This window comes from Roseateles sp. T103, from assembly GCF_057219915.1.
The window spans coordinates 129,703-150,611 of the sequence record NZ_JBXVVS010000006.1; the positions used below are offsets into that span (position 1 = coordinate 129,703).

Sequence of the window (20,909 nt, forward strand, 5' to 3'; positions counted from 1 at the left end):
ACGGCTGTTGCTTTACGGCCGTCGGACCGCTCCCCGATCTGCTCGCCCTGAGTGTCTCCTGGTGCGGTGGAACGCTTTAGACAGAGATCAGCAAAGGATTCATCATGGTCGTGATTCGACTCGCACGCGGCGGCTCCAAGAAGCGCCCTTTCTATAACATCGTCGTCGCCAACAGCCAGAACCGCCGTGACGGCCGCTTCATCGAGCGCGTGGGCTTCTACAACCCGGTGGCTTCCGGTGCAGCCGAACCGCTGCGCATCGCGCTGGATCGCGTGAGCTACTGGACCGGCGTCGGCGCTCAGGTCTCGCCGACCGTGGCCCGCCTGCTGACCCAGGCCAAGAAGGCTACGGCCTAAGCAAGCGCGTGGCGTTCGATCTGCAGCGCACCGTGCCGGCCGTCTCCGATGAGGCGGCGTGGCCCGAGGACGCGATCGAGATCGGACGCATCGCGGACGCCTGGGGCATCAAGGGCTGGTTCAAGGTCCAGGCCTATTCGGCCGATGCCCAGGCGCTTTTCTCTTCGCGCCGTTGGTTTCTCAAGCCCGGTGACGACAGGAAACCGGCAGCGGCCCTGCCGCCTGCCGCCAAAGCCGGGACACTGCCTTCCGTGCTGAAGATTCTCTCGGTGCGTGACCACGGCGAGGGCATTGTGGCCAGCGCCGAGGGGGTCGCGGACCGCAGTGCTGCCGAAGCGTTGCGTGGTGCGCGCATCTTCGTCTCGCGAGCTGCTTTCCCCAAGACCGATCCGGATGAGTACTACTGGGTGGACCTGATCGGGCTGGCAGTGCTCAACCGCCAGGGCGAGGCGCTTGGTACGGTGATCGACTTGCTCGACACCGGTCCGCACAGTGTGCTGCGCATCGCGCCGCCCGGGCTGACCCCTCCGATCAAGCCTGACCAGGAGCGCCTGGTTCCCTTCGTCGCCGCTTTCGTTGACCAGGTGGATCTCGAGCAGCGACGCATCCTGGTCGACTGGGGCCTGGACTACTGAGCTGGCGACAAGCCGGTGGCGCACCCATCATGCGCTTCGACGTCATCACGCTGTTTCCCGAACTCTTCGATGCGCCGCTTCGCTGCGGTGTGACGCGTCGCGCTTTCGAGAGTCGTCAGGTGGATGTGCGGCTGTGGCAGCTGCGCGACTTCGCCGACGATGCCTATCGCCGCGTCGATGATCGGCCCTACGGAGGCGGTCCCGGCATGGTGATGCTGGTCGAGCCGCTGGAACGTGCATTGGCTGCTGTCAAGTCCGATCGCGGTGATGCGCAGCCTGCGGTGATCCACTTCACGCCGACAGGCAGGCGTATCGATCAGCGCCTGATCGACGAACTCGCGCAAGGGACTGGTGGCGTGCTGCTCTGCGGCCGCTATGAGGGTATCGATCAGCGCTTTCTCGACCGTCATGTAACGCTTGAGTTGAGCCTGGGCGACTTCGTGCTCTCTGGTGGTGAACTACCCGCGCTGGCCCTGCTAGACGGCATTGCGCGGCTGCAGCAAGGGGTGCTGAACGACGCGGCCTCGCACCAACAGGACAGCTTCTCAGCCGATGGCCTGCTGGACTGTCCGCACTACAGCCGGCCCGAGCTGCTCAGCGGCCTGCCAGGGCAGGTCGAAGACCTGCCGGTGCCACCGGTGCTGCTCTCGGGCCATCATGCGCAGATCGCGCGCTGGCGTCGGGAGCGGTCGTTGGAGCTGACCTGGCGCCGTCGTCCGGAACTGATCGAGGCTGCACGCCGTGCCGGCAGCCTCAGCCAGGCCGATGAGAGGTTCCTGGCCGCATTAAGTCGCCAGGGCTGAGTCCGGCCGGGAGCGGCGCCAGTCTATGGCTATAATGTCGGGCTTTTCGATCCTCTGCCGGGCCGTCAGCGATCGCTGTGCGGGCCGAGATGCCGCGGCGTAGGCCGTGGTGTCGGGACCGCTGCTCTTCCTGCCATGTCGGCGGGCTGGGCCCAAGGCGCCGTCATGATCACTAGGAGAAACCTGTGGACCTGATCCAAACCCTCGAGCAAGAAGAAATTGCTCGCCTGAACAAGACCATCCCGGCATTCGCGCCCGGCGACACGGTGATCGTCAGCGTCAACGTCGTCGAAGGTACGCGCAAGCGCGTGCAGGCCTATGAAGGCGTGGTGATCGCCAAGCGCAACCGCGGCCTGAACAGCAGCTTCATCGTGCGCAAGATCTCCAGCGGCGAAGGCGTGGAGCGCACTTTCCAGCTGTACAGCCCGCTGATCGCCTCGATCGAGGTCAAGCGCCGCGGCGATGTGCGTCGCGCCAAGCTGTACTACCTGCGTGAGCGTTCGGGCAAGTCGGCCCGCATCAAGGAGAAGCTGGCCTAAGCCAGGTTTTGTCTGCGGCCTTGGCCATCGGCCGACAACGCAGACAAAAGCGAGCAACTCGCTCGCCGCATCGAAGCCGCCTCCGGGCGGCTTTGTCGTTTCCGCCCTATGCTGTGGCCATGTCCCGCCCGCTGATCACGAATCCCCAGCAAGTCCCGGTGCTCGCTGTCGACGACCACCTGGCTCCGGTGCCTGTCGAGGCGCTGCAGCCGCAGGCGTTGCGCCACCGCTTCGCTGCCCCGCCGGACTGGCAGCCCGAGTTTCCCGGCGATGGCGGTCGCCTGGCCGAACGCACACCTGCCGAGGCGGCGGTGCTGGTGCCGCTGGTGATGCGCGATCAGGGACCGCGGGTACTGCTGACCAAGCGCACAGCGCACCTGCGCGACCATGCCGGGCAGATCAGCTTTCCCGGTGGCCGTGTCGAGCCCGACGACGCCGATGCCATAGCCACGGCCTTGCGTGAAACCGAGGAGGAGATCGGACTGGCTCGTCGTCATGTGGAGGTGATCGGCCGCCTGCCGATCTACACGACGGTGACGGCCTTCCACGTCACGCCCGTCGTGGCGCTGGTCGAGCCGGGCTTCGATTTGACGCTGGACGACTTCGAGGTTGCCGAGGCCTTCGAGGTGCCGCTGCAGTTCCTGATGAACCCGGCCCATCACCGCCGCCATCGCTTCAGTATGGGTGGGGCGGAGCGGCAGTTCCTCTCGATGCCCTGGCGAGGCGAGGGCAGCGACGCCGGCCCAACTGACGAGTACTTCATCTGGGGCGCCACCGCGGCGATGCTGCGCAATCTCTACCGCTTCCTCTCGGCCTGAGCGCGCCGGGCCCTGCGGGCGGGCCGCTATCATCCCGGGCCATGAACTTCTTCGCGGTCCTGTTCGCGCTGCTGATCGAGCAGCTCAAGCCCTTGCCCCACGGCAATCTGGTTCATCAGGGCATCATCAGCTGGGTGCGCTGGACAGGGCGGAACTTCGATGCGGGTCAGCCACGCCATGCCAAGGTCGTCTGGGTGATCACGGTGTTGGGCCCGGCCCTGCTGACGGCGCTGATCTATGTAGCGCTGCAGCACTTCAGCATGCTGTTGGCGCTGGCGTTCAATGTGCTGGCGCTGTATCTCACGCTGGGCTTCCGCCAGTTCAGTCACTACTACACCGACATCCGCGATGCCCTCGATCGCGGCGACGAATTCGAGGCGCGCCGCCTGCTCGCGGAGTGGCGCCACCTGGATGCCAGCGAACTGCCGCGCACCGAGCTGATACGCCATGTCATCGAGCACTCGCTGCTCGCGGCGCATCGCCATGTCTTCGGCGTGTTCTTCTGGTTCATCGTGCTGTCCACGCTGGGCCTGGGGCCGGCCGGTGCGGTGCTCTACCGCATGGCCGAGTTCGCGGCGCGCTACTGGGCCTTCAAGAGTCGCACGCTGGACGCGCCGACCAACGAGCGCCTGATGCAGCTGTCGCGCTACCTGTTCGGGCTGGTCGATTACCTGCCGGCGCGGCTGACCGCCACCGGCTTCGCCATCGTCGGCAATTTCGAGGAATCGGTGAACAGCTGGCGCCGCGATGCCGGGCTCTGGCTGCAGCCTAACGAGGGCATCATCCTGGCCGCAGCCGCCGGCGCTCTCGGTCTGCAGCTCGGTGGTGCAGCGGCCCCCGGCATCACGCCGGACCGGAGCAAGACCTTCCAGGCTGGCGGTGACGCCGATGCCACCAGCGCCGCGGGTTCGACCGCCGGCCAGCCCCCGCAGCAGGGTCACCTGCAAAGCGTGGTGGGGCTGGTCTGGCGCTCGGTCGTGCTGTGGATGCTGCTGCTGGCGCTGCTGACGCTGGCCAACCTGCTGGGCTGAGCGCGTCCGCGCCCGGCCTACTTCAGCAGGGTCTGCTGCATGAACAGGATGGTCGCGTAGAACTGGAAGTCCGCGTTCTCCTTGCGGGCGAAGCCGTGCCCCTCGTTCTCGGCGCGCAGATACCAGACCGGCGTGCCGTTCTCCCGCACCTTGGCGACGATCTGCTCGGCTTCGGTGTAGGGCACGCGAGGATCGTTCTTGCCCTGCACGACGAACAGCGGCTTCTTGATCTTGTGCGCGTTGGTCAGCGGCGAGATGCGGTGCAGGAACTCGCGCATCGCCGGGTCGCGCTCGTCGCCATATTCGACGCGGCGCAGGTCGCGGCGGTAGCTCTCGGTGTTGTTCAGGAAGGTGACGAAGTGCGAGATGCCGACGATGTCGATCGCACCGGCGACGCGCTCGGCATAGTGCGTTGACACTGCCAGCGTCATGTAGCCGCCGTAGCTGCCGCCCATCACCAGCACGCGCGAGGCGTCGAGTTCGGGCTGCGTGGCGATCCAGTCGAGCAGGGCGCCGATGTCCTTGACCGAATCCTCGCGCTTGAAACCGTTGTCCAGCGCCAGGAAGCTCTTGCCGTAGCCCGAGGAGCCGCGCACATTGGGCTGGATCAGCGCAATGCCTAGCTCGTTGATGAAGTAGTTGTAGCGCGCCATGAAGCCCATCGTCGCCTGCGCCTCCGGGCCGCCGTGGATGGCCACCAGCACCGGGCGCTTGCCCGGGAAGCGCTGGCGGTCGGGCACCGTCAGCAGCCCCGAGATGCTCAGCCCGTCGAAGCTCTTCCAGCGCACGATCTTCTGCTCGGCGAAGCGGCTCGGGTCCAGCCCCGGCGGACTGTAGGCGCGGGTCCATGCCTGCACCTTGCCGCTGCCCAGGTCCAGGCTGTAGAGCTGGCTCGGCCCCTGTGCGTTGCTGATGCTGAAGGCGAGCTGCTGCTGGGCCGGGTGGAACTGGCTGCTGCCCACATTGCCCACCGGCAGCGCCGGCGCCGGCAGCTCGGCCAGCGTCTGCGTGTCGAAGAGTCGCAGCTCGTCGCGACCGTCCACATTGGCCTGCACCGCCAGCCGCTTGCCGTCCGCGCTCAGCGAGGCCGCACTGATGTCCCAGGGGATGTGCGCGCTCAAGCGTGTCAGCTTGCCGCTGGCCAGATCGAGAGCGGCCAGCTCGCGGAACTCGCTGAAGCGGTCGCTGATGACGAACAGGGCCTTGCCGTCCTGGCTGAAGGCCGCCGGCACGTGCGTGGCCTTGAGTTGCGCCTCGTCGTTGCGCGGCAGCAGCTGCTTGCGTTCGCCGCTTTGCAGATCGATGGTCCAGATGCGCGACTCGTTGGCCGAGATGTACTGCGTCATCGCCAGCATGCGCTCGTCGGGCGAGGCGCGGCCGGCGAACCAGCCGCCGCCCGGCAGCACGGCCAGCTGGCGCCGCTGCTGCGGCTGCTGCGGGTCCATCACCGACAGCGTGGTGTCGATGCGCGCGCGGCTGCCGCCCTGGGCCGTGCGGTCCAGCGGCACCGAGCTGTAGACCAGCTGGCCGCTCTTCTTGAGCCACAGGTTCATCGCGTGCCGCTCGTTCGGGTCGGTGAGCAGCACGGCGTCGCCGCCTTCGACAGGCAGGCGGTAGAGCTGGCCGACTTCCGAGCCGCCCGCGCTGCGCTCGAAGACGATGTAGCGGCCCTCGCGCGGCTCGAAGGCAGCGCGGCTGACCGGATCGGCGCCGTCGGTGAGCTGACGGCCGGCCTGCATCGCCTGTTCGACCAGGAAGAGCTGCGCGGTGTTGGCACCGGCCTTGCGGTGGCTGACCAGCATCGCCGCCCGCGTGGGATGCCAGTCGGCGAAACCGTGACCGCGGAAGTCGGTGTAGCGCTCGACGCGCTCGACCAGGCTCAGCGGGATGGGCGGGATGCCCTGTACCAGCAGATTGGCATTGGGCGTCAGCACCGCTGCCGTGGCAGCAGCGGTATCGGCGGGCTTGCCGCTGCCAGGATGGAGATGGGCGCAGCCGGTCAGCGCACTCAGCGCGATCAGGGCCGCGGCCTGCAGCAGGCGCGCTTGTGTTTGGGACATGGCGAGAAGCAAGGACGTTGTCGAAGCGCGCATTCTGGCGCCTGCCCGGCAGTCCTGCTCTCGGTGCTGCCCCGGAGCTTGCGCGTCAGGCGCACAAGCTCCGCAGTGCCTCAGCTCAGGCCAGGGCCTGGATGCCGGCAATGGCCCAGTCGCGGCTGCCGTCGGCCGGGCGAACCAGATGCCAGACCTCGTCGAAGGGCTCGGCGGCTGCCTCGCTCTGTTCGCGGATCAGGCCGTTGAAGCGCACGCTGACGATCTGGCGGCCATCTTCCTCGGCACGATCCAGCACCTGGGCCTGCAGCTGCAGCACGTCGGTACGCTGCTCGCCCTGGCGCTCCAGCAGATCCTGCTGGATCACCGCATACATCTCGGGCGTGGTGAAACGGCGCAGGTCGTCCTGATCGCGCGCGTCGTTGGCGGCCTGCAGGCGGATGAACACGCGCTTGGCGATCTGCTCGAAGGCCTGGGTGTCGAAGCCGTCGTCCTGCGCGGTGGCGGCCGGGGCCGCTGCCCGGGGGGCGGCCACCGGCGCGGGCGTGCCCATGCTACCCAGCGCCTGAGTGGTGCCCGGACCGGCACCAGCGAACTGCATGCCTTGCGGTGCCGCTGCTGCCTTGCGGGCAGCAAAGCGACGCATCACGAAGCCGATCACCACCATCAGCACCAGGCCCAGCAGCAGCATGGTCATGAAGTTGGCGAGCTCCGCGCCGAAGCCCAGGTGGCTGGCCAAGGCGGCCAGACCCAGGCCGGCCGCGATGCCGGCCACAGGGCCCAGCCATGAACGCTTGGGCGCGGCGGCAGCAGCGGCCCCGGCGGCAGCGGGTGCGGCCGCCTGCGCGGGCGCGGCGGCCTGGGCGGGTGGCTGCGTGGGCGCCTGGTTGGGTGTCTGGGCCGGGGCCTGGTTCGGCGCCTTCTGCGCGGGCATGCTGCGTTGCATGCCGCCGCTGCTCAGCTTCTTGGCGTCGGCATGGCCGGCAAACAGGCCCAGGCTCAGCGCGGTGCTCAGAACGGCAACGAGGATTCGGTTCACGGTGTCTCCTTTGGGGTGCTATGCAAGGCCTTCGGATCGCGTCGGCATCGCGGGCGCATGGTATCTGAGGACGATCTGCCCGCGCTCAAGCGTCGCGCACATCGCCCAGGACATTGCTGCCGAAGTCCTCGCGCGCAAGATAGCGCAAGACCTTGGCCGCAGCGCCAGCAGGGCTATCGAGCTGGCCTTCGCTCTTGAACGAGGCGAAGCGCGGCTGGTCGGGGAAGCGTTCCGGGTCGCCGCCGCGCAGCTGCGCCTGCATATCGGTATCGATGATGCCCGGCGCCAGCGAGACGATGCGTGCGCCGCGCTCGCCGTGTTGCGCCTGCTCGTCCAGCGCCACGGCACGCGAGAAGTTGTCCATGCCGGCCTTGGCCGCGCAGTAGGGCGCGCTGCCCGCCATGGCGCGTCGGCCCAGGCCGGAGGAGATATTGAGCACGCGGCGCTCGGCGGACCCGTCGCGGGTGGCATGCAGGAAGGCGGCGGTCAGCAGCACGGTGGCTTCCAGCCCCACGCGCAGCGCGCTGGACAGTTCGGCCAGACCGACGCCGTCCACCGGCCCTGGCGGCGTGATCACGCCGGCGTTGTTGATCAGGCAGGCCAGCTCGATCTTGTTGGCAGCCTGCTCCTGCATCAGCCAGGCCTGCAGCGCCTGGGCCACCGGCAGCGGCTCGGCCAGGTCCATGGCCCACTGCTGCAGCGCGCAGCCGGCGGCGTCGGCCTCGGCCTGCAGCGTGTCGTTGCGCTTGCGCGAGATGCACAGCAGGCGGTGCTGCGGTGCGAGCAGCTGACGCGCCATCGCCAGGCCCATGCCGCGCGAGGCGCCGGTGATGATGTAGAGCTTGTGGGCCATCGGTGTTCCTCTGTGGATGAATCGGTCGTGCTTGTGCTCAGAAAGGTGGCGGGCTCTCCACGCTCAGGCCCAGCTCGGGCAGTTCCAGCCGGCAGGCATGCAGCAGCAGTCGCTCGGCGCGCGCGCATTGTGCCGGCGATGCGTAGAGCGTGTCGCCCAGGATCGGATGCCCCAGCTCGCGCATGTGCACGCGCAGCTGGTGGCTGCGGCCGGTGACTGGCTCTAGCGCGACGCGCGTCGTTTGCTCATCGACGGCGATCACCTGCCAGCGCGTCAGCGCCGGCTTGCCATGCTCGCGGTCGACTTTCTGCAGGGGCCGATTCGGCCAGTCGGCGATCAGCGGCAGGTCGACCTCGCCCTGCGCACCCACCGGCGCGAGCACGCCGTCCAGCACCGCGATGTAGCGCTTGGCGACGCGCCGCTGCGCGAAGGCGATGCTCAGTTCGCGCTGCCACAGCGGCCCGCGCGCCAGCAACAGCAGGCCCGAGGTCGCCATGTCCAGGCGATGCACGATCAAGGCCTCGGGAATCTCGCGCTGCACGCGGTGAATCAGGCAGTCCTGCTTGTCAGCGCCACGACCCGGCACCGCCAGCAGGCCAGCCGGCTTGTCGACGACGAGCAGGCGCTCATCGGCATGGACGATGCGCAGCGGCGCATCCGTCGCCAGGACCGCTTCGCTCATCGCGGACGGAAACGCGCGATCCAGCCCGATTGCAGCGCGGATTCCGGGTTGGAGCCGGCCGCACGCACGGCAGCCAGCGCGGCCTGCTCGTCCAGCCCCAGGCGCATCAGCAGGCAGGCCGCCAGCGTGCCGGTGCGGCCGATGCCGGCCGCGCAGTGCAGCAGCGCCGAATCGCCCAGCCTCAGGCCATGGGCGAGCTGATCGACGGTGGCGACGAAGGCAGCAGGGTCGCTGCCCAGGCCGAAGTCGCGCATCGGCAGGTGCTGCCAGCGGAAGGGCAGGCGGCCCTCGGCGATGGCCTTGTGATAGGCCGGCGAGAGCGCGGCCACTTCCTCCATCGGGTTGAGGCAGACCACCAGGTTCAGACTGCGCGACCGTGCCTCGTCGAGAAAGCTGCCGAAGGATTCGAAGCGTCCGGGCATGGACTGCAGCCAGATGCGGCCGCGTATCGGTGCGGGAAGGGGCAGGGCACGAAAGGGCATGGCCGGGGCGATCAGGAAACGATATAGGCCGCCGCCGCCGTCGCCAGCAGCTTGCCATCGTCGGCGAAGAAGTTCATGCGTGTGGAGGCCACGCGGCTGCCCAGACGCAGCACCTCGGCGCTGGCGTGGAAGCGCGGGCCGGTGGCCTGGCGCAGGTAGTCGACCCGCAGGTCGATGGTGCCCAGCTTGCTGAAGCGGTGCAGTCGCGCCAGCGGCGCCTCATCCAGATGGCGGGCGCCGATCGCTGCCATCACGGCCAGGCCGCCCATCGCGTCCAGCGTGGCGCTGATCACGCCGCCGTGCAGCCGGTTGTAGGCGAAATGTCCGATCAGCTCCGGCCGCATCTCGATATGGGCCTTGACCAACTCCGCTTCCAGGCTGTCGATGCGCAGACCGAGCACGCGGTTGAAGGCGATATGCTGTTCGAAGATCTCGCACAGGCCTTTGACGAACTCGGCTTCGAAGATGCTGGAGATGCTGCTGCTGCTTTCGCTCTTGTTGTTGCTGGTCATGCTGACGCCATCCGGGGCTTGGAGAATCGGGAGCCTGGGCCTTGCGCCAGCCCGGCGCTGCGAGCTTAGCCCATCCGCGTCAGCCGGACGCCGCCGGCCGGGGCGCTGCAGTGCATGAACAAGTCAAGATGGAAGCGATGAACCGAACAGACGACGTCGACATCAAGGCCACCCCGCAAGCCGCCGGTGGCGATTCGCGCAGCTCGGAGCAGCGCCTGCAGGACTGGATCGCGGCAGCGCGACCGTCTCAGCCGCTGCCCTGTGCGGTGGTGCATCCCTGCGACGAAGCCTCGCTGCAGGGGGCGCTGCAATCGGCCCAGGCTGGCCTGATCGCGCCACGCCTGATCGGGCCGGCGCGGCGCATCCAGGCGCTGGCTGCATCGCTGGGACTGGACATTGCCGGCTTGCCGCTGCTGGACGTGCCGCACAGCCATGCCGCCGCCGAAGCCGCTGTCGCGCTCGCCGCGCGCGGCGAGGTGGCGATGCTGATGAAGGGCAGCCTGCACACCGACGAGCTGATGGGCGCGGTGCTGGCCGAGCGCACGCTGCGCACCGAGCGTCGCATGTCGCATGTGTTTCGCTTCGAGGTGCCGGCCTATCCCAAGCCACTGCTGATCAGCGATGCGGCGATCAATATCGCGCCCGATCTGGAGGCCAAGGCCGACATCGTGCGCAATGCCATCGACCTGGCCCATGCGCTGGGAGTGGCCGCGCCGCGCGTGGCGCTGCTGTCGGCGGTGGAGACGGTCACGCCCAAGCTGGCCTCCACCATCGAGGCGGCGGCGCTGTGCAAGATGGCAGACCGCGGCCAGATCCGCGGCGGCGTGCTCGACGGACCGCTGGCCTTCGACAACGCGATCTCGGCCGAGGCCGCACGCATCAAGGGCATCGTCTCGCCGGTGGCCGGCGAGGCCGACATCCTGATCGTGCCTGATCTCGAGTCCGGCAATATGCTGGCCAAGCAGCTCGAATACCTGGCTGGCGCGGCCAGCTGCGGCATTGTGCTCGGTGCGCGGGTGCCGATCGCGCTGACCAGCCGCGCCGACGCGGCGCTGTCGCGCGTGGGTAGCGCGGCGCTGGGCGTGGTCATGGTCGCCTTCCTGGCGCGGCGCGAAGCCGAGCTGCTCGCCAAGGCGGGCGCATGAGCGGCGCCCGCGCCGTTGCCGGGCCGCTGGTGCTGGCGGTCAATGCCGGCTCTTCGTCGCTGAAGTTCGGCCTCTATCCGCGCGAGGGCGCGGCGCTGTGGACGGGCAGCTACGAGGGCCTGGAGCCCGGCGGCATGCCGGCGCTGAAGCTCGACAGGTCATGCGAGACGCTCGACGGCATCTCCGATGCGCGCGGCGGCTTCGACGTGGCGCTGGCGCACCTGCTGGCCACGCTGACGTCGCAGGGCCAGACGCCGGTGGCCGTGGCGCACCGCATCGTCCATGGCGGCGAGCGCTTCGTTGCGCCCTGCCGCATCGACGAGGCCGCGCTGGCGGAACTGCACCGGCTCGACACGCTGGCGCCGCTGCACCAAGCACACAACCTGGCCGGTGTCGCCGCCTTCGCCCGCGCGCTGCCCGGCGTGCCGCAGATCGGCTGCTTCGACACCGCCTTCCATGCCGGCCTGCCTGTGGTCGAGCAGCGCCTGCCCATCGACCGCACGCTGGCGGCGCAAGGCCTGCGCCGCTACGGATTCCACGGTCTATCCTACCAGTACCTGCGCGACGAGCTGCTGCAGCGCACGCCGGCCGCATCGGGGCGCGCGGTGCTGGCCCACCTGGGCAATGGCGCGAGCGTCTGCGCGATGCAGGGCGGTGCGAGCGTGGCCACCTCGATGGGCTTCTCGGCGCTGGACGGGCTGATGATGGGCACGCGCAGCGGCAGCCTGGATCCTGGCGTGCTGCTGCACCTGCTCGCCCAGGGCTGGGACCACCGGCGGCTGGAGCGCCTGCTCTACAAGCAGTCGGGGCTGAAGGGCGTGTCGGGCCTGAGCGCCGACATGCGCACGCTGCGCGCCAGCGAGCGGCCCGAGGCGGCCGAAGCGATCGCGCTGTTCACCCGGCGCCTGGTGCGCGAGCTGGGCGCGATGCTGGCCGTGTTGGGCGGTGTCGATCTGCTGGCCTTCACCGGCGGCATCGGCGAGCACGATGCGCAGCTGCGCGCCGACGCCGTGGCGGCGCTGGGCTTTGCTGGAGTCCGCCTCAACCAGGCCGCCAATGCGGCAGCGCAGGGCGACGCGATCACGCCTATCCATGCCAACGACAGCTGCGTCGAGATCTGGGTGGTGCCCACCGACGAAGGGCGGGTGGCGGCGCGCGCGGCGTTCGCGCTGCTCGGCGTCTAGTGTCGGCCTTTGCTCAGCGCTCGACCACGCGCTGGCGCTGCTCGACCACGCGCTGGCGCTGCTCGACCACGCGCTGGCGCTGCTCGCCCAGCCCGGCGATGCCCAGACGCAGTTCGTCGCCCGGGCGCAGGAAGCGCGGCGGTTTCATGCCCATGCCCACGCCGGGCGGCGTGCCGGTGATGATCAGGTCGCCCGGCTCCAGCGTCATCACGCGGCTGCAATAACTGATCAGCTGCGCGCAGCCGAAGATCATGTCGCGCGTGTTGCCGGTCTGGCAGCGCTGACCGTTGAGGTCCAGCCACAGGTCCAGCTGCTGCGGATCGCCCAGCTCGTCGGCGGTGACCAGCCAGGGGCCGACCGGGCCGAAGGTGTCGAAGCCCTTGCCCTTGCTCCACTGGCCGCCGCTGCGTTCGATCTGGAAGGCGCGCTCGCTGACGTCGTTGGCCAGCACATAGCCGGCCACATGCTGCAGCGCCTGGTCCTCATCCACGTCCTGCGCGCGGCTGCCGATCACGATGCCCAGTTCGACCTCCCAGTCCACCTTGCTGCCCTCGCGCGGATAGACGATGTCGTCGTCCGGGCCGTTCAGGCAGCTGGTCCATTTGGTGAACATCACCGGCTCGGCCGGCGCGGCCATGCCGGCCTCGCGCGCATGCTCGTGGTAGTTCAGGCCAATGCCTATGAACTTGCCGCAGCCGCTCCAGGGCACGCCCAGGCGCGGCTGCCCCGGCACCAGCGGCAGCTTCGCGCTGTCCATCGCGCGCAGCACCTGCAGCGCGGCCGGCGTCAGCGTGCGCGGCGTGATGTCGTCCAGCAGGCCCGAGAGGTCGCGGATGCGGCCCTGCGCATCCAGCAGACCGGGCTTCTCCTGGCCCCTGGGGCCGTAGCGCAGCAGCTTCATGCGGTGTGCTCTCTCGTCGGTTGATGGTCCTGCGCAGGATTCCACCACAAGGCGAGTGCGACCTCGGCCTGGTCTGCGCGCCCATCGCCCGGCCGGCGCGCACGGCGTGGCCCGCCGCCGCAAGGCCGACACTCAGGCGGCGCGACGCAGATGCCGGCGGCCGCGGACGCCGCCGCCGTACAGGTCCTTGGGGTCGTCCAGTTCGGGAATCAGGTCGATCTGGCGGCGCAGCGTCGGGTACTCGCGCAGCAGCCGGTGCAGCACGCACAGCGTCGAGTAGTCCTCCAGCGCGAAGCCGACCGAATCGAACAGCGTCACCGCCTGCGCGTTCGGGCGTGCGCCGGCCTGGCCGCGCACCACGTCGGCAAACTCGACGACGGGGAAGTCCGCCGGCATCTGCTGCAGCTCGCCCTCGATGCGCGACTGCGGCTCGAACTCCACCACCACCAGCGCGTCGTCGCGGCGCAGGATGTCCGGATGCAGCTCGGTCTTGCCTGGGCAGTCGCCGCCCACGGCATTGAGATGCATGCCGGGCTCGATCATGTCCGGCGTCAGCACCACGGCCTGGCGCTTGTCGGCGGTGACGGTGGTGACGATGTCCGCACCCTGGCAGGCCTCGAGCGCGGAGCTGGCGCGCAGCACACGCAGGCGCCGCGTCTCCGGGATGCTGGCGAGGTTCTGCACCAGCTTGGCGGTGGCGAGCGGATCGACGTCGTAGAGGCGCAGCTCCTCGATGCCCAGCAGCTGCGCGAACGCGATGGCCTGGAATTCGCTCTGCGCGCCATTGCCGATCAGCGCCATGCGGCGGCTGGACGGCCGGGCCAGCCAGCGCGCCGCCAGCGCCGACATCGCGGCGGTGCGCAGCGCAGTGGACAGCGTCAGCTCCGACAGCAGCAGCGGGTAGCCGGTGGCCACGTCGGCCAGCACGCCGAAGGCGGTCACCGTCAGCAGGCCGGCATCGGTGTTGCGCGGATGGCCGTTGACGTACTTGAAGGAGTAGAGCGAGCCGTCGCTGGTCGGCATCAGCTCGATGACGCCGTTCGACGAATGGCTGGCCACGCGTGCCGATTTCTCGAATTCGCCCCAGCGCCGGTAGTCGTCCTCGATCTGTGCCGCGAGTCGCTCGATCAGCGGGCCGACGCCCACCTGCTGCAGCAGGCGCTGCATGTCCGATACACCGATGTAGTCCACCATGATGTCAGGTCTCTCTCGCCGTGAAGGCGATCCATGAAGATTGAAGTTCGAAGGAGCCGCATGGCGCGGCAGGGTCGACGCAGCGGCGCTAAGGCACGCGCCAGGCCATCACCGGCCCGCCGTCGTCGATGCGCACATGGCTGGAGGGCTGGAAGCCGCATTCGAGCAAGGCCCTGAGCAAGGGCCGGGCCGCGGCGTCCGCCTGGCCCAGATGACGCTGAGCGGCCTCGCCCAGGAAGGCCAGATAGAGCGTTTGGCGAGGCAGCAGCGTGGCCAGCTGGCTGCGCCAGCCGGGCCCCAGCGCCGCCTCGGTGGCCGCCGGGTCCAGCGGGCAGAAGTGCGCGCCCAGCGCTTGCCAGAACGGCGACTGGCCGTGCTCGTCGCGCCAGCCGGGCAGCTCGACCACCAGCTGCTCGCCGAAGTCCTGCGGCCGCGCCGCGATCTGCTCGCGCGCCGCCTCGAGCAGGCGGTGCGCCGCGACGATCCGCTGCGTCTCGCCCAGCTCCGGCGCGAAGCGCAGCTCGCCGAGCTCCGCATGACCGGTGAGGTCGTTGCCCAGCAGCAGCGTGGTCTGCATGCGGAACATGTCGAGCTCTTCGGCCGCATGCACCACGCGGCCGACATGGAAGTGGTAGCGCGGCTGGTCCAGTCCCAGGCGCGGCACCAGCCGTGCCGAGGCGGAACCATCCGGCAGCTGCAGCCGCATGTCCTTGCCCTCGTCGTTCATCAATACCTTGCTCATGGCAGCTCCTCGGCGTGCAGCGGCGTGGCCAGCAGGCGCTCGCCCTCGCGGGCGCCCAGCGCGGCCAGCGCAGCCGGCCCCGGCGCCTCGCCGATCTCCGCGAGCACTGCCGCGAAGGCCTCACGCGCCGGCCGCAGCACGATGTGCCAGCGCCGGCTGCCGCCGCCGTCGGCCCGGCCCACGGTCAGCTCGCGCATCAGGCGCACGCTGCGCAGCGCGCTCAGCGGCGCCTCGACAGTGGGCCCGCCGTCGAAGATGTCCACATGGCTGTCGGTGTCGAAACCCTCGTCCTGCAGGATGGAGAAGGGCAGCTCGCCCACCGGATGCAGCTGACCGATGGCCCAGCGCGCCGCCTCGGGCAGCAGCGCCACATAGATCGGCGAGGGCGGCATCAGGTCGGCGATGAAGGCCTTGCTGCGCCCGCCGACCACCGCCTCGGCCCGCGGGTAGTCCAGGCCGAAGAAGTGCCGGCCGATCGCGTCCCAGAAGGGGCTCTGGCCCTGAGCGTCGGTCAGCCCCGGGCTTTCCGCGGCGATGCGCTCCGAGAAGCGCTTGGCATGCGCGCGGATGAACAGCAGCCGCGCGCGCGACAGCAGCTGCGCCGCCGGGCCGGCCTCGTAGTCCGGGTCCAGGTAGAAGGAGGTCAGCAGCGTCGCGCCGGTCAGGTCGTGGCACAGATGCAGCGTGTGCATGCGCTGAGTGATGCCCAGCCGGGCGTTGGCATGGACGACGAACTCGTTGCGGTAGCTGTAGAAGCGGTCGAAGAAGCCGGCGCTGGCGGCGATGCCCGAGCAGCCGACCAGCCGGCCGCGGCCGCTGGCGGCGGAACGGTCCTCCAGCACGAAGAGGTAGGTCTCCTCGCCGCTGGCGTCGTCCGGGCTGCCGAAGGCCTGCAGCGAGGCGTCGATGCGCGCGCGCAGCTTGGCCTCGTCGTTGGGCAATGAGTTGATGCCGTCTGCACTGGCCGCCGCCATGCGCAGCAGGTCCGGCAGATCGTCCGCGGCCACCGGACGGAGCAAGAGATGGTTCATGTCGCGATGTCTCCCGGGCTGGGGGCCGCGCGCCAGGCCTGCGCGCGCTTGCTGCGCTCGTCGCGCGGCGTATGGCCGAAGTGGGCCTTGTAGGCATTCGAGAAGTGCGGGCCGGAGGCGAAGCCGCAGCTCAGCCCGACCTGCAGGATGGATTGCGAGCCTTGCTGCAGCATGCGCTGCGCGCGCGCCAGGCGCAGCTCCAGGTAGTGGCGCGAAGGCAGGGTCTGCAGGTGGCGCCGGAACAGGCGCTCGAGCTGCCGGCGCGACACGCCCACCAGCCGCGCCACCTCCTCGGTGGGCAGCGGCTCGGCCAGATTGGCCTCCATCAGCGCCAGCGCCTCCGCCAGCTTGGGACTGCCCGCGCCGCGCTGTTCGCTCAGGCTGGCGCGCTGACGCTCGTCGCGGCTGCGCAGCGCCTTCAGGCCGAGCTCCTCCAGCAGCTCTTCGCCGAAGCGCTCGCCATGCAGGGCCGCCAGCCAGGCACAGGCCAGGTCCAGCACCGCCGCTCCGCCGGGGCAGCTGAGCAGCCGGCCGTCGGCGCTGAGCTCCCACAGCCCTTGCGACCAGGCCACCTGCGGATGGTCCTCGGCCAGGCTGTCGAGCAAGAACCAGTCGGCACAGGCGCGCTGGCCGTCCAGCAGCCCGGCGGCGGCCAGCCAGGCCGCGCCGGCGCCGATGCCGCCCAGCACGGTGCCGCGCAGGGCCTGCTGCCGCAGCCAGTCGAGCAGCCCGGCGTCGGGCTCGCCCGGCAGCGCCGCCAGCACGAACACCGCCTGCCAGGCGTCGGCCGCGCCGGTTTCCACCGTGTCGACCGGCAGCTCTGCCGACGAGGCCACCGGCCCGCCCTGAGCGGACAGCGTCGCCGCTTCGTAGCGCACCGCCGCCTGCAGCGTGTTGGCCCGGGCCAGCACATCGGCGAGTGCGCCCAGAGCCAGCAGCGGGAAGCCGGGCTCGAGCAACAGGCCGATGCGATGAACTGCTGCGCTCATGCTCGAACTCTACTCAGTGCCAGCCCGACAGCGCAGGCACGGCCAGCAACAGCAGCGCGAACACCAGGTACAGGCCCTGCAGCGGCAGCATCCAGCGCACCCAGGTGCCGAAGGGCAGGCCGGCCAGCGCCAGCACGCCGACGGTGATGCCCGAGGTCGGGATGATGGACGTGGTGAGCTCGCCGAACTGGAAGGCCAGCACCGCGGTCTGGCGGGTCAGGCCGACCAGATCCGCCAGCGGCGCCATGATGGGCATGGTCAGCGCGGCCTGGCCGGTGCCGGAGTGGATGAAGAAGTTGATCACCGACTGGATGACGAACATCTTGTGCGCGGCGAAGATCGGGTTCTCCGAGGCCACCAGCGGTGCCAGCGCGTTGAGCAGGGTGTCGATGATCTGGCCATCGCGCAACAGGATCACCGTGGCCTTGGCCAGCGCGATCACGAGTGCGGTGCCGACCAGATCGCGTGCGCCGTGCAGGAAGGCGGCCATGAACTCGTCGGCCGAGAGCCGCGCCACGATGCCCACGGTGATGGCCATGACCAGGAACAGCGCCGAGATCTCCTCGATGTACCAGCCGAAGCGCACCACGCCGCCGATCATCACCAGCAGCGAGCCGGCGAAGATCGCCAGCACCAGGCGATGGCGGCCGCTCATGCCGGCGAAGTTCTCGAAGCTGGCCAGATCCAGCGTGGCGCGACGCTGCTGGTCCATCTCGTAGGTGGGGCTGAGTTCGGGCCGGCGGCGGATGCGCACCGCCCACCACTGCAGGAAGGCGATGGTCAGCGCGGTGAACACCGCCCAGCACAGCGCGCGGTAGCCCAGGCCGGAGAACATCGGCAGGCCGGCGATGCCCTGGGCCACGCCGACGTTGAAAGGATTCAGGAAGGCGGTGGCGAAGCCGACCTGCGAGCCGACGAAGGGAATGGCCACGCCGGTCAGCGTGTCCAGCCGCAGCGCCAGCGCCAGCGGGATGAAGATCAGCACGAAGGGAATCGCCTCCTCGGCCATGCCGAAGGTCGCGCCGCCCAGCGAGAACAGCGTGACGAAGACCGGGATCATCAGCACGCGTACCAGCGGCGAGCGGTGGTGGGCACGGGCCACGGTCTTGATCGCCGCATCGATGGCCTCGGTCTTCTGCAGCACCGCGAAGGCGCCGCCGACGATCAGCACGAAGCCGATGATCAGCCCCGCCTCGACGAAGCCCTTGATCGGCGAGGTCAGCAGCGCGGCCAGGCCCTGCGGCCTTGCTTCCACCGCATGGAAGGTGCCCGGCACGATCTGCGGCTTGCCATTGACCAGCACGGTGTCGAAACGACCGCCCGGCAGCAGCCAGGTGGAGATGGCGATGATCACCAGCAGGGCGACCAGCAGGACGAAGGTATTGGGCAGACGCAGCTTCATCGGAAGACTCACAGGGACAGCAGCTTGCCGCTGCGGTAGGCCTCGCGGCCGGCAATCTTGGCCAGGCGCATGCCGCGGCTGGCGTAGCGACGGGCAGTGCGGGCAAAGCACCGGCCGCTGACGCGGGCGTGCAGCGGCACGCGCTCGTCGCTGAGCGGGTCGACCAGCTCAGCCACCAGTTCGCCGGCCTCGACCCAGTCGCCCGGCGCCTTGGCGAAGACGATCAGCCCGGGGCGCGGCGCGGTGATGGGCTCGACACCGGCCAGCGGCGTGATCGGGCAGTGCGCTGGCGGCACGGCGGCGACGCCCGCCACATGGCCCTGCTGGCGCAGGAACTCGATCAGCGCATCGGCATCCTGAGCGGCCAGCGCATCGCTGACGTCGGTCTCGCCGCGCAGTTCGACGGTTGCGGCCAGGCAGCCCAGCGGATCGATGGGGAAGCGGCCGTCGAAGTGCGCGGCCAGCTCCCACCAGCTGCGCGCCAGCGATTCGTCGAAAGGCTCGTCACCGGAGACCTCGGCATCCAGCAGCGCTGCCGCGCCCAGGTAAGCGGCCAGCGGCGCGATGGCCTCGGCCTGTGCGCTGCCGGCGTACAGATGCACCACGGCCTGGTTGTCGCAATGCAGGTCCAGCACCAGATCGGCATCGTGGGCCAGGGTCTGCAGCAGGCGCTTCAGCGCCTCGGCCTCGGTGGCCGGCTGCCATTGCGCCAGCAGCTCGGCGCAGGCGGCGCGCACGAGGCGGGTGTTGGCCGCGCGGTCCTCGCCCAGCCTGCCCGCCAGCAGCGGGATCAGCGCGGGCGTCAGGTGGCGGAAGCGGCGGTTGAAGTTCAGGCCGTCGGTCAGATCGAAGCGACCCAGCGCCGCGCCCTGCAGCTCTTGCGCCAGGCCTATGGGGTTGGCCATCGGCACCAGCACGATCTCGCCGGCTATCGCGCCATCGGCCTCCAGGGCCTGCAGGCGCTGCAGCAGCGCCTGCGCGACCAGCATCGGCGGCAGCTCGTCGGCATGCAGCGAGGCCTGCAGATAGGCTTTGCGGCCGCTGCGGCCGGCGCCGAAGTGCACGCTGCGCAGACGGCGCGTCGTACCGGAGCAGGCGTCCGGCAATTCGTGGAAGAGGGTGCGCATGGGGGGAGGGAATGCGGGCCTGCGGCGCCTTGGCGCCGCCGGACTCATTGCGGTTGGAGGGGCGTGAACAGCGGCAGCGACATGCGCACCGGGATGACATCGAGACGGGCGTTGAGCACGGTGTAGTCCTCGCCGCCGAGCGCGCCGCTGAACCAGCCGGTCAGTCCTGGCGCCTTGTAGAGCCGGAACTCGAAGCCCAGCTCGGGTTCGCGTTCCCCGGCCTGCGGCTTGGCCCGCCAGGCCAGGCCGCGCACTTCGTCGGCCGGGCTGTCGAGCAGCTGGGCCATCGCGGTGACGATGGTGCCTGCGCCGAGGATGTCGAGGTGGTAGGCCCCGGCGGGCAGATAGGGCTTGTAGTCGCTGGCGGCGGGGTCGATGCGCGGCTCGCGCAGCTTGTGCTCGGCGGGCGTGCTCTGGCCGCTGCGCAGATCGTGACGGTCGCCGCGGTCCAGATAGCTGAGCTTGGCGCCGCGCAGGTTGAAGGCGGGCAGGCTCGCATCGCTGCGCGCCTCGCTCAGGTCCACCAGCAGCGCGCCGGCCGCGCCGATGATCTCGACCGACCTGCCCTTGATGACGGCGGCGGAGTCCTCCTCGATGCCCAGGCCCACGCGATAGCCCAGCGACATCATCGCCGGCAGCATGCGGCCGATCCGACCACGCTTGAGGAAGTGCTGGTCGATGAAGAGCTCCGGTCCGATGAAGCCCAGGCCGCGGTCGTACTCCTGGCCCTGGCGCCATTGGCCGCGCAGGATGCGCAGATTGTCCTGTGCGTCGCGGAACATCATGCGGCTCATGATCGCCGCGCCGGCGCTGGTGCCGGCGACCACGCCGCCGCGGTCGAACACCTCGCGGATCGCCTGCAGCATCGCGGTGGGGCGGCCCTCCGGCTGCAGCGTCTCGACGATCAGCTCCTGCGCGCCGCCGGAGAAGAACACGCCCTGGGACTGGCGCACCTTGTCCAGCAGGGTCGGGTCTTTCAGCTGCGCCTGCAGATCGACCTGGCGCAGACGCGGCGCGACCGGGATTGCCTCGGCACGGGCGCCGCGGCGGTTCAGCGCGGCCACGATCTGCGCCGCGCTGCGCTCCGGATTGGCCGCTGCAGTGGCGAAGACGGCGATGCGCGCACCGCTGCCGCCGGCCTCGTCGACGATGCGTTGCCAGATCTCGTCGTTGCCGGTCTTGAGCGCGCCGCCGATCACGATGGCGGTTCCGGCGTGCGCGGCGCCCAGGCTCAGCGCTGCGCCGAGCAGGCAGGTGATGAAGGGGATTCGCATGGCTTCATCTTGTCAGCGGGCCGGTGCTGCGGCCAGCGGGTCGCACCGGGTCACGCGGCATTTCGGACCAAGCATGCAAGAGCATGTCGCATCGATGTAAGGCGCTCGGGATGGGCGTT

Annotated in this window: 21 protein-coding genes and 1 pseudogene; 8 read left to right on the forward strand and 14 right to left on the reverse strand. The window is 69.7% G+C overall.

Annotated features, from left to right (window positions below; all coding sequences use genetic code 11):
* The first annotated feature begins 104 nt into the window (after window positions 1–104).
* The 6 genes from rpsP to AC2EBS_RS16690 all read left to right on the forward strand — a co-directional run bounded on the left by rpsP (window position 105) and on the right by AC2EBS_RS16690 (window position 4,182).
* Window positions 105–356 carry a 30S ribosomal protein S16 gene (gene rpsP, locus AC2EBS_RS16665; protein WP_484729568.1) on the forward strand — a complete coding sequence of 84 codons (252 nt, stop codon included), beginning with the start codon at window positions 105–107 and terminating at the stop codon, window positions 354–356.
* 8 nt (window positions 357–364) lie between these two features.
* Window positions 365–991: a ribosome maturation factor RimM gene (gene rimM / locus AC2EBS_RS16670; RefSeq protein WP_484729569.1), complete on the forward strand. Its 627-nt coding sequence runs from the start codon at window positions 365–367 to the stop codon at window positions 989–991.
* Window positions 992–1,020: 29 nt separating this feature from the next.
* On the forward strand, window positions 1,021–1,794 hold the full coding sequence (trmD, locus tag AC2EBS_RS16675) for a tRNA (guanosine(37)-N1)-methyltransferase TrmD (RefSeq protein ID WP_484729570.1): 774 nt from the start codon (window positions 1,021–1,023) through the stop codon (window positions 1,792–1,794).
* A gap of 185 nt (window positions 1,795–1,979) precedes the next feature.
* A complete protein-coding gene (rplS, locus tag AC2EBS_RS16680; protein ID WP_088481338.1) occupies window positions 1,980–2,333 on the forward strand; it encodes a 50S ribosomal protein L19 in 354 nt (117 codons plus the stop codon).
* Between the two features lie 119 nt (window positions 2,334–2,452).
* Complete coding sequence (locus AC2EBS_RS16685; protein WP_484729571.1) at window positions 2,453–3,151, forward strand: CoA pyrophosphatase; 699 nt, start codon at window positions 2,453–2,455, stop codon at window positions 3,149–3,151.
* Window positions 3,152–3,192: 41 nt separating this feature from the next.
* On the forward strand, window positions 3,193–4,182 hold the full coding sequence (locus tag AC2EBS_RS16690) for a CobD/CbiB family protein (RefSeq protein ID WP_484729572.1): 990 nt from the start codon (window positions 3,193–3,195) through the stop codon (window positions 4,180–4,182).
* A gap of 17 nt (window positions 4,183–4,199) precedes the next feature.
* On the opposite strand, the gene AC2EBS_RS16695 is transcribed toward AC2EBS_RS16690, so the two are convergent.
* The 6 genes from AC2EBS_RS16695 to AC2EBS_RS16720 all read right to left on the reverse strand — a co-directional run bounded on the left by AC2EBS_RS16695 (window position 4,200) and on the right by AC2EBS_RS16720 (window position 9,801).
* Window positions 4,200–6,242 (reverse strand): S9 family peptidase, encoded by a 2,043-nt coding sequence (locus AC2EBS_RS16695; RefSeq protein ID WP_484729573.1) that lies wholly within the window; start codon window positions 6,240–6,242, stop codon window positions 4,200–4,202.
* 115 nt (window positions 6,243–6,357) lie between these two features.
* Window positions 6,358–7,272 carry a Tim44 domain-containing protein gene (locus tag AC2EBS_RS16700; RefSeq protein ID WP_484729574.1) on the reverse strand — a complete coding sequence of 305 codons (915 nt, stop codon included), beginning with the start codon at window positions 7,270–7,272 and terminating at the stop codon, window positions 6,358–6,360.
* 85 nt (window positions 7,273–7,357) lie between these two features.
* The gene (locus tag AC2EBS_RS16705) at window positions 7,358–8,125 is read right to left on the reverse strand and encodes an SDR family NAD(P)-dependent oxidoreductase (RefSeq protein WP_484729575.1); all 768 of its coding nucleotides are present in this window, start codon (window positions 8,123–8,125) and stop codon (window positions 7,358–7,360) included.
* Window positions 8,126–8,162: 37 nt separating this feature from the next.
* Window positions 8,163–8,807 carry a pseudouridine synthase gene (locus AC2EBS_RS16710; protein WP_484729576.1) on the reverse strand — a complete coding sequence of 215 codons (645 nt, stop codon included), beginning with the start codon at window positions 8,805–8,807 and terminating at the stop codon, window positions 8,163–8,165.
* Window positions 8,804–9,289: a protein-tyrosine phosphatase family protein gene (locus AC2EBS_RS16715; protein WP_484729577.1), complete on the reverse strand. Its 486-nt coding sequence runs from the start codon at window positions 9,287–9,289 to the stop codon at window positions 8,804–8,806. Before AC2EBS_RS16715 ends, AC2EBS_RS16710 begins: the two co-directional genes overlap by 4 nt.
* Window positions 9,290–9,300: 11 nt before the next feature.
* On the reverse strand, window positions 9,301–9,801 hold the full coding sequence (locus AC2EBS_RS16720) for a thioesterase family protein (protein ID WP_484729578.1): 501 nt from the start codon (window positions 9,799–9,801) through the stop codon (window positions 9,301–9,303).
* 206 nt (window positions 9,802–10,007) lie between these two features.
* On the opposite strand from AC2EBS_RS16720, the pseudogene AC2EBS_RS16725 reads away from it, so the two are divergent.
* Together AC2EBS_RS16725 and AC2EBS_RS16730 are read left to right on the forward strand one after the other, a co-directional pair.
* Window positions 10,008–10,946: pseudogene (locus AC2EBS_RS16725) on the forward strand (bifunctional enoyl-CoA hydratase/phosphate acetyltransferase); the annotation flags it as partial.
* Entirely contained in the window at window positions 10,943–12,130 is a 1,188-nt protein-coding gene (locus AC2EBS_RS16730) for an acetate/propionate family kinase (RefSeq protein ID WP_484729579.1), read from the forward strand. The pseudogene AC2EBS_RS16725 and the gene AC2EBS_RS16730, both read left to right, overlap by 4 nt.
* 13 nt (window positions 12,131–12,143) lie before the next feature.
* Here the strand turns inward: AC2EBS_RS16730 and AC2EBS_RS16735 are convergent, their stop codons facing one another.
* The 8 genes from AC2EBS_RS16735 to AC2EBS_RS16770 form a co-directional block, all read right to left on the reverse strand.
* A complete protein-coding gene (locus AC2EBS_RS16735; protein WP_484729580.1) occupies window positions 12,144–13,031 on the reverse strand; it encodes a fumarylacetoacetate hydrolase family protein in 888 nt (295 codons plus the stop codon).
* A 132-nt stretch (window positions 13,032–13,163) separates the two neighbouring features.
* Complete coding sequence (locus AC2EBS_RS16740; RefSeq protein ID WP_484729581.1) at window positions 13,164–14,225, reverse strand: ornithine cyclodeaminase; 1,062 nt, start codon at window positions 14,223–14,225, stop codon at window positions 13,164–13,166.
* Between the two features lie 88 nt (window positions 14,226–14,313).
* Window positions 14,314–14,967 (reverse strand): arginine N-succinyltransferase, encoded by a 654-nt coding sequence (locus AC2EBS_RS16745; protein WP_484729582.1) that lies wholly within the window; start codon window positions 14,965–14,967, stop codon window positions 14,314–14,316.
* Complete coding sequence (locus tag AC2EBS_RS16750) at window positions 14,964–15,998, reverse strand: arginine N-succinyltransferase (protein WP_484729583.1); 1,035 nt, start codon at window positions 15,996–15,998, stop codon at window positions 14,964–14,966. The genes AC2EBS_RS16745 and AC2EBS_RS16750 overlap by 4 nt, the downstream gene beginning before the upstream one ends.
* Window positions 15,995–16,987, reverse strand: a complete 993-nt coding sequence (locus AC2EBS_RS16755) for a GlxA family transcriptional regulator (protein WP_484729584.1) — start codon at window positions 16,985–16,987, stop codon at window positions 15,995–15,997. The genes AC2EBS_RS16750 and AC2EBS_RS16755 overlap by 4 nt, the downstream gene beginning before the upstream one ends.
* A 13-nt stretch (window positions 16,988–17,000) precedes the next feature.
* Window positions 17,001–18,389 (reverse strand): YfcC family protein, encoded by a 1,389-nt coding sequence (locus AC2EBS_RS16760; protein ID WP_484729585.1) that lies wholly within the window; start codon window positions 18,387–18,389, stop codon window positions 17,001–17,003.
* A gap of 8 nt (window positions 18,390–18,397) precedes the next feature.
* Window positions 18,398–19,516, reverse strand: a complete 1,119-nt coding sequence (locus AC2EBS_RS16765) for a deacylase (RefSeq protein ID WP_484729586.1) — start codon at window positions 19,514–19,516, stop codon at window positions 18,398–18,400.
* Between the two features lie 44 nt (window positions 19,517–19,560).
* Window positions 19,561–20,790, reverse strand: coding sequence for a cyanophycinase (locus tag AC2EBS_RS16770; RefSeq protein WP_484729587.1), 1,230 nt, complete (start codon window positions 20,788–20,790; stop codon window positions 19,561–19,563).
* Window positions 20,791–20,909: the final 119 nt, after the last annotated feature.

What these genes read in the sequence shown, in the direction of transcription:
- AC2EBS_RS16695 (WP_484729573.1), bottom strand. Translation starts at nt 6,242, where the DNA reads ATGTCCCAAACACAAGCGCGCCTGCTGCAGGCCGCGGCCCTGATCGCG.
- AC2EBS_RS16715 (WP_484729577.1), bottom strand. Translation starts at nt 9,289, where the DNA reads ATGCCCTTTCGTGCCCTGCCCCTTCCCGCACCGATACGCGGCCGCATC.
- AC2EBS_RS16745 (WP_484729582.1), bottom strand. Translation starts at nt 14,967, where the DNA reads ATGAGCAAGGTATTGATGAACGACGAGGGCAAGGACATGCGGCTGCAG.
- AC2EBS_RS16770 (WP_484729587.1), bottom strand. Translation starts at nt 20,790, where the DNA reads ATGCGAATCCCCTTCATCACCTGCCTGCTCGGCGCAGCGCTGAGCCTG.
- AC2EBS_RS16705 (WP_484729575.1), bottom strand. Translation starts at nt 8,125, where the DNA reads ATGGCCCACAAGCTCTACATCATCACCGGCGCCTCGCGCGGCATGGGC.
- AC2EBS_RS16765 (WP_484729586.1), bottom strand. Translation starts at nt 19,516, where the DNA reads ATGCGCACCCTCTTCCACGAATTGCCGGACGCCTGCTCCGGTACGACG.
- AC2EBS_RS16690 (WP_484729572.1), top strand. Translation starts at nt 3,193, where the DNA reads ATGAACTTCTTCGCGGTCCTGTTCGCGCTGCTGATCGAGCAGCTCAAG.
- AC2EBS_RS16685 (WP_484729571.1), top strand. Translation starts at nt 2,453, where the DNA reads ATGTCCCGCCCGCTGATCACGAATCCCCAGCAAGTCCCGGTGCTCGCT.
- AC2EBS_RS16750 (WP_484729583.1), bottom strand. Translation starts at nt 15,998, where the DNA reads ATGAACCATCTCTTGCTCCGTCCGGTGGCCGCGGACGATCTGCCGGAC.
- AC2EBS_RS16730 (WP_484729579.1), top strand. Translation starts at nt 10,943, where the DNA reads ATGAGCGGCGCCCGCGCCGTTGCCGGGCCGCTGGTGCTGGCGGTCAAT.
- AC2EBS_RS16720 (WP_484729578.1), bottom strand. Translation starts at nt 9,801, where the DNA reads ATGACCAGCAACAACAAGAGCGAAAGCAGCAGCAGCATCTCCAGCATC.
- AC2EBS_RS16710 (WP_484729576.1), bottom strand. Translation starts at nt 8,807, where the DNA reads ATGAGCGAAGCGGTCCTGGCGACGGATGCGCCGCTGCGCATCGTCCAT.
- AC2EBS_RS16735 (WP_484729580.1), bottom strand. Translation starts at nt 13,031, where the DNA reads ATGAAGCTGCTGCGCTACGGCCCCAGGGGCCAGGAGAAGCCCGGTCTG.
- trmD (WP_484729570.1), top strand. Translation starts at nt 1,021, where the DNA reads ATGCGCTTCGACGTCATCACGCTGTTTCCCGAACTCTTCGATGCGCCG.
- rpsP (WP_484729568.1), top strand. Translation starts at nt 105, where the DNA reads ATGGTCGTGATTCGACTCGCACGCGGCGGCTCCAAGAAGCGCCCTTTC.
- AC2EBS_RS16740 (WP_484729581.1), bottom strand. Translation starts at nt 14,225, where the DNA reads ATGGTGGACTACATCGGTGTATCGGACATGCAGCGCCTGCTGCAGCAG.
- AC2EBS_RS16755 (WP_484729584.1), bottom strand. Translation starts at nt 16,987, where the DNA reads ATGAGCGCAGCAGTTCATCGCATCGGCCTGTTGCTCGAGCCCGGCTTC.
- AC2EBS_RS16760 (WP_484729585.1), bottom strand. Translation starts at nt 18,389, where the DNA reads ATGAAGCTGCGTCTGCCCAATACCTTCGTCCTGCTGGTCGCCCTGCTG.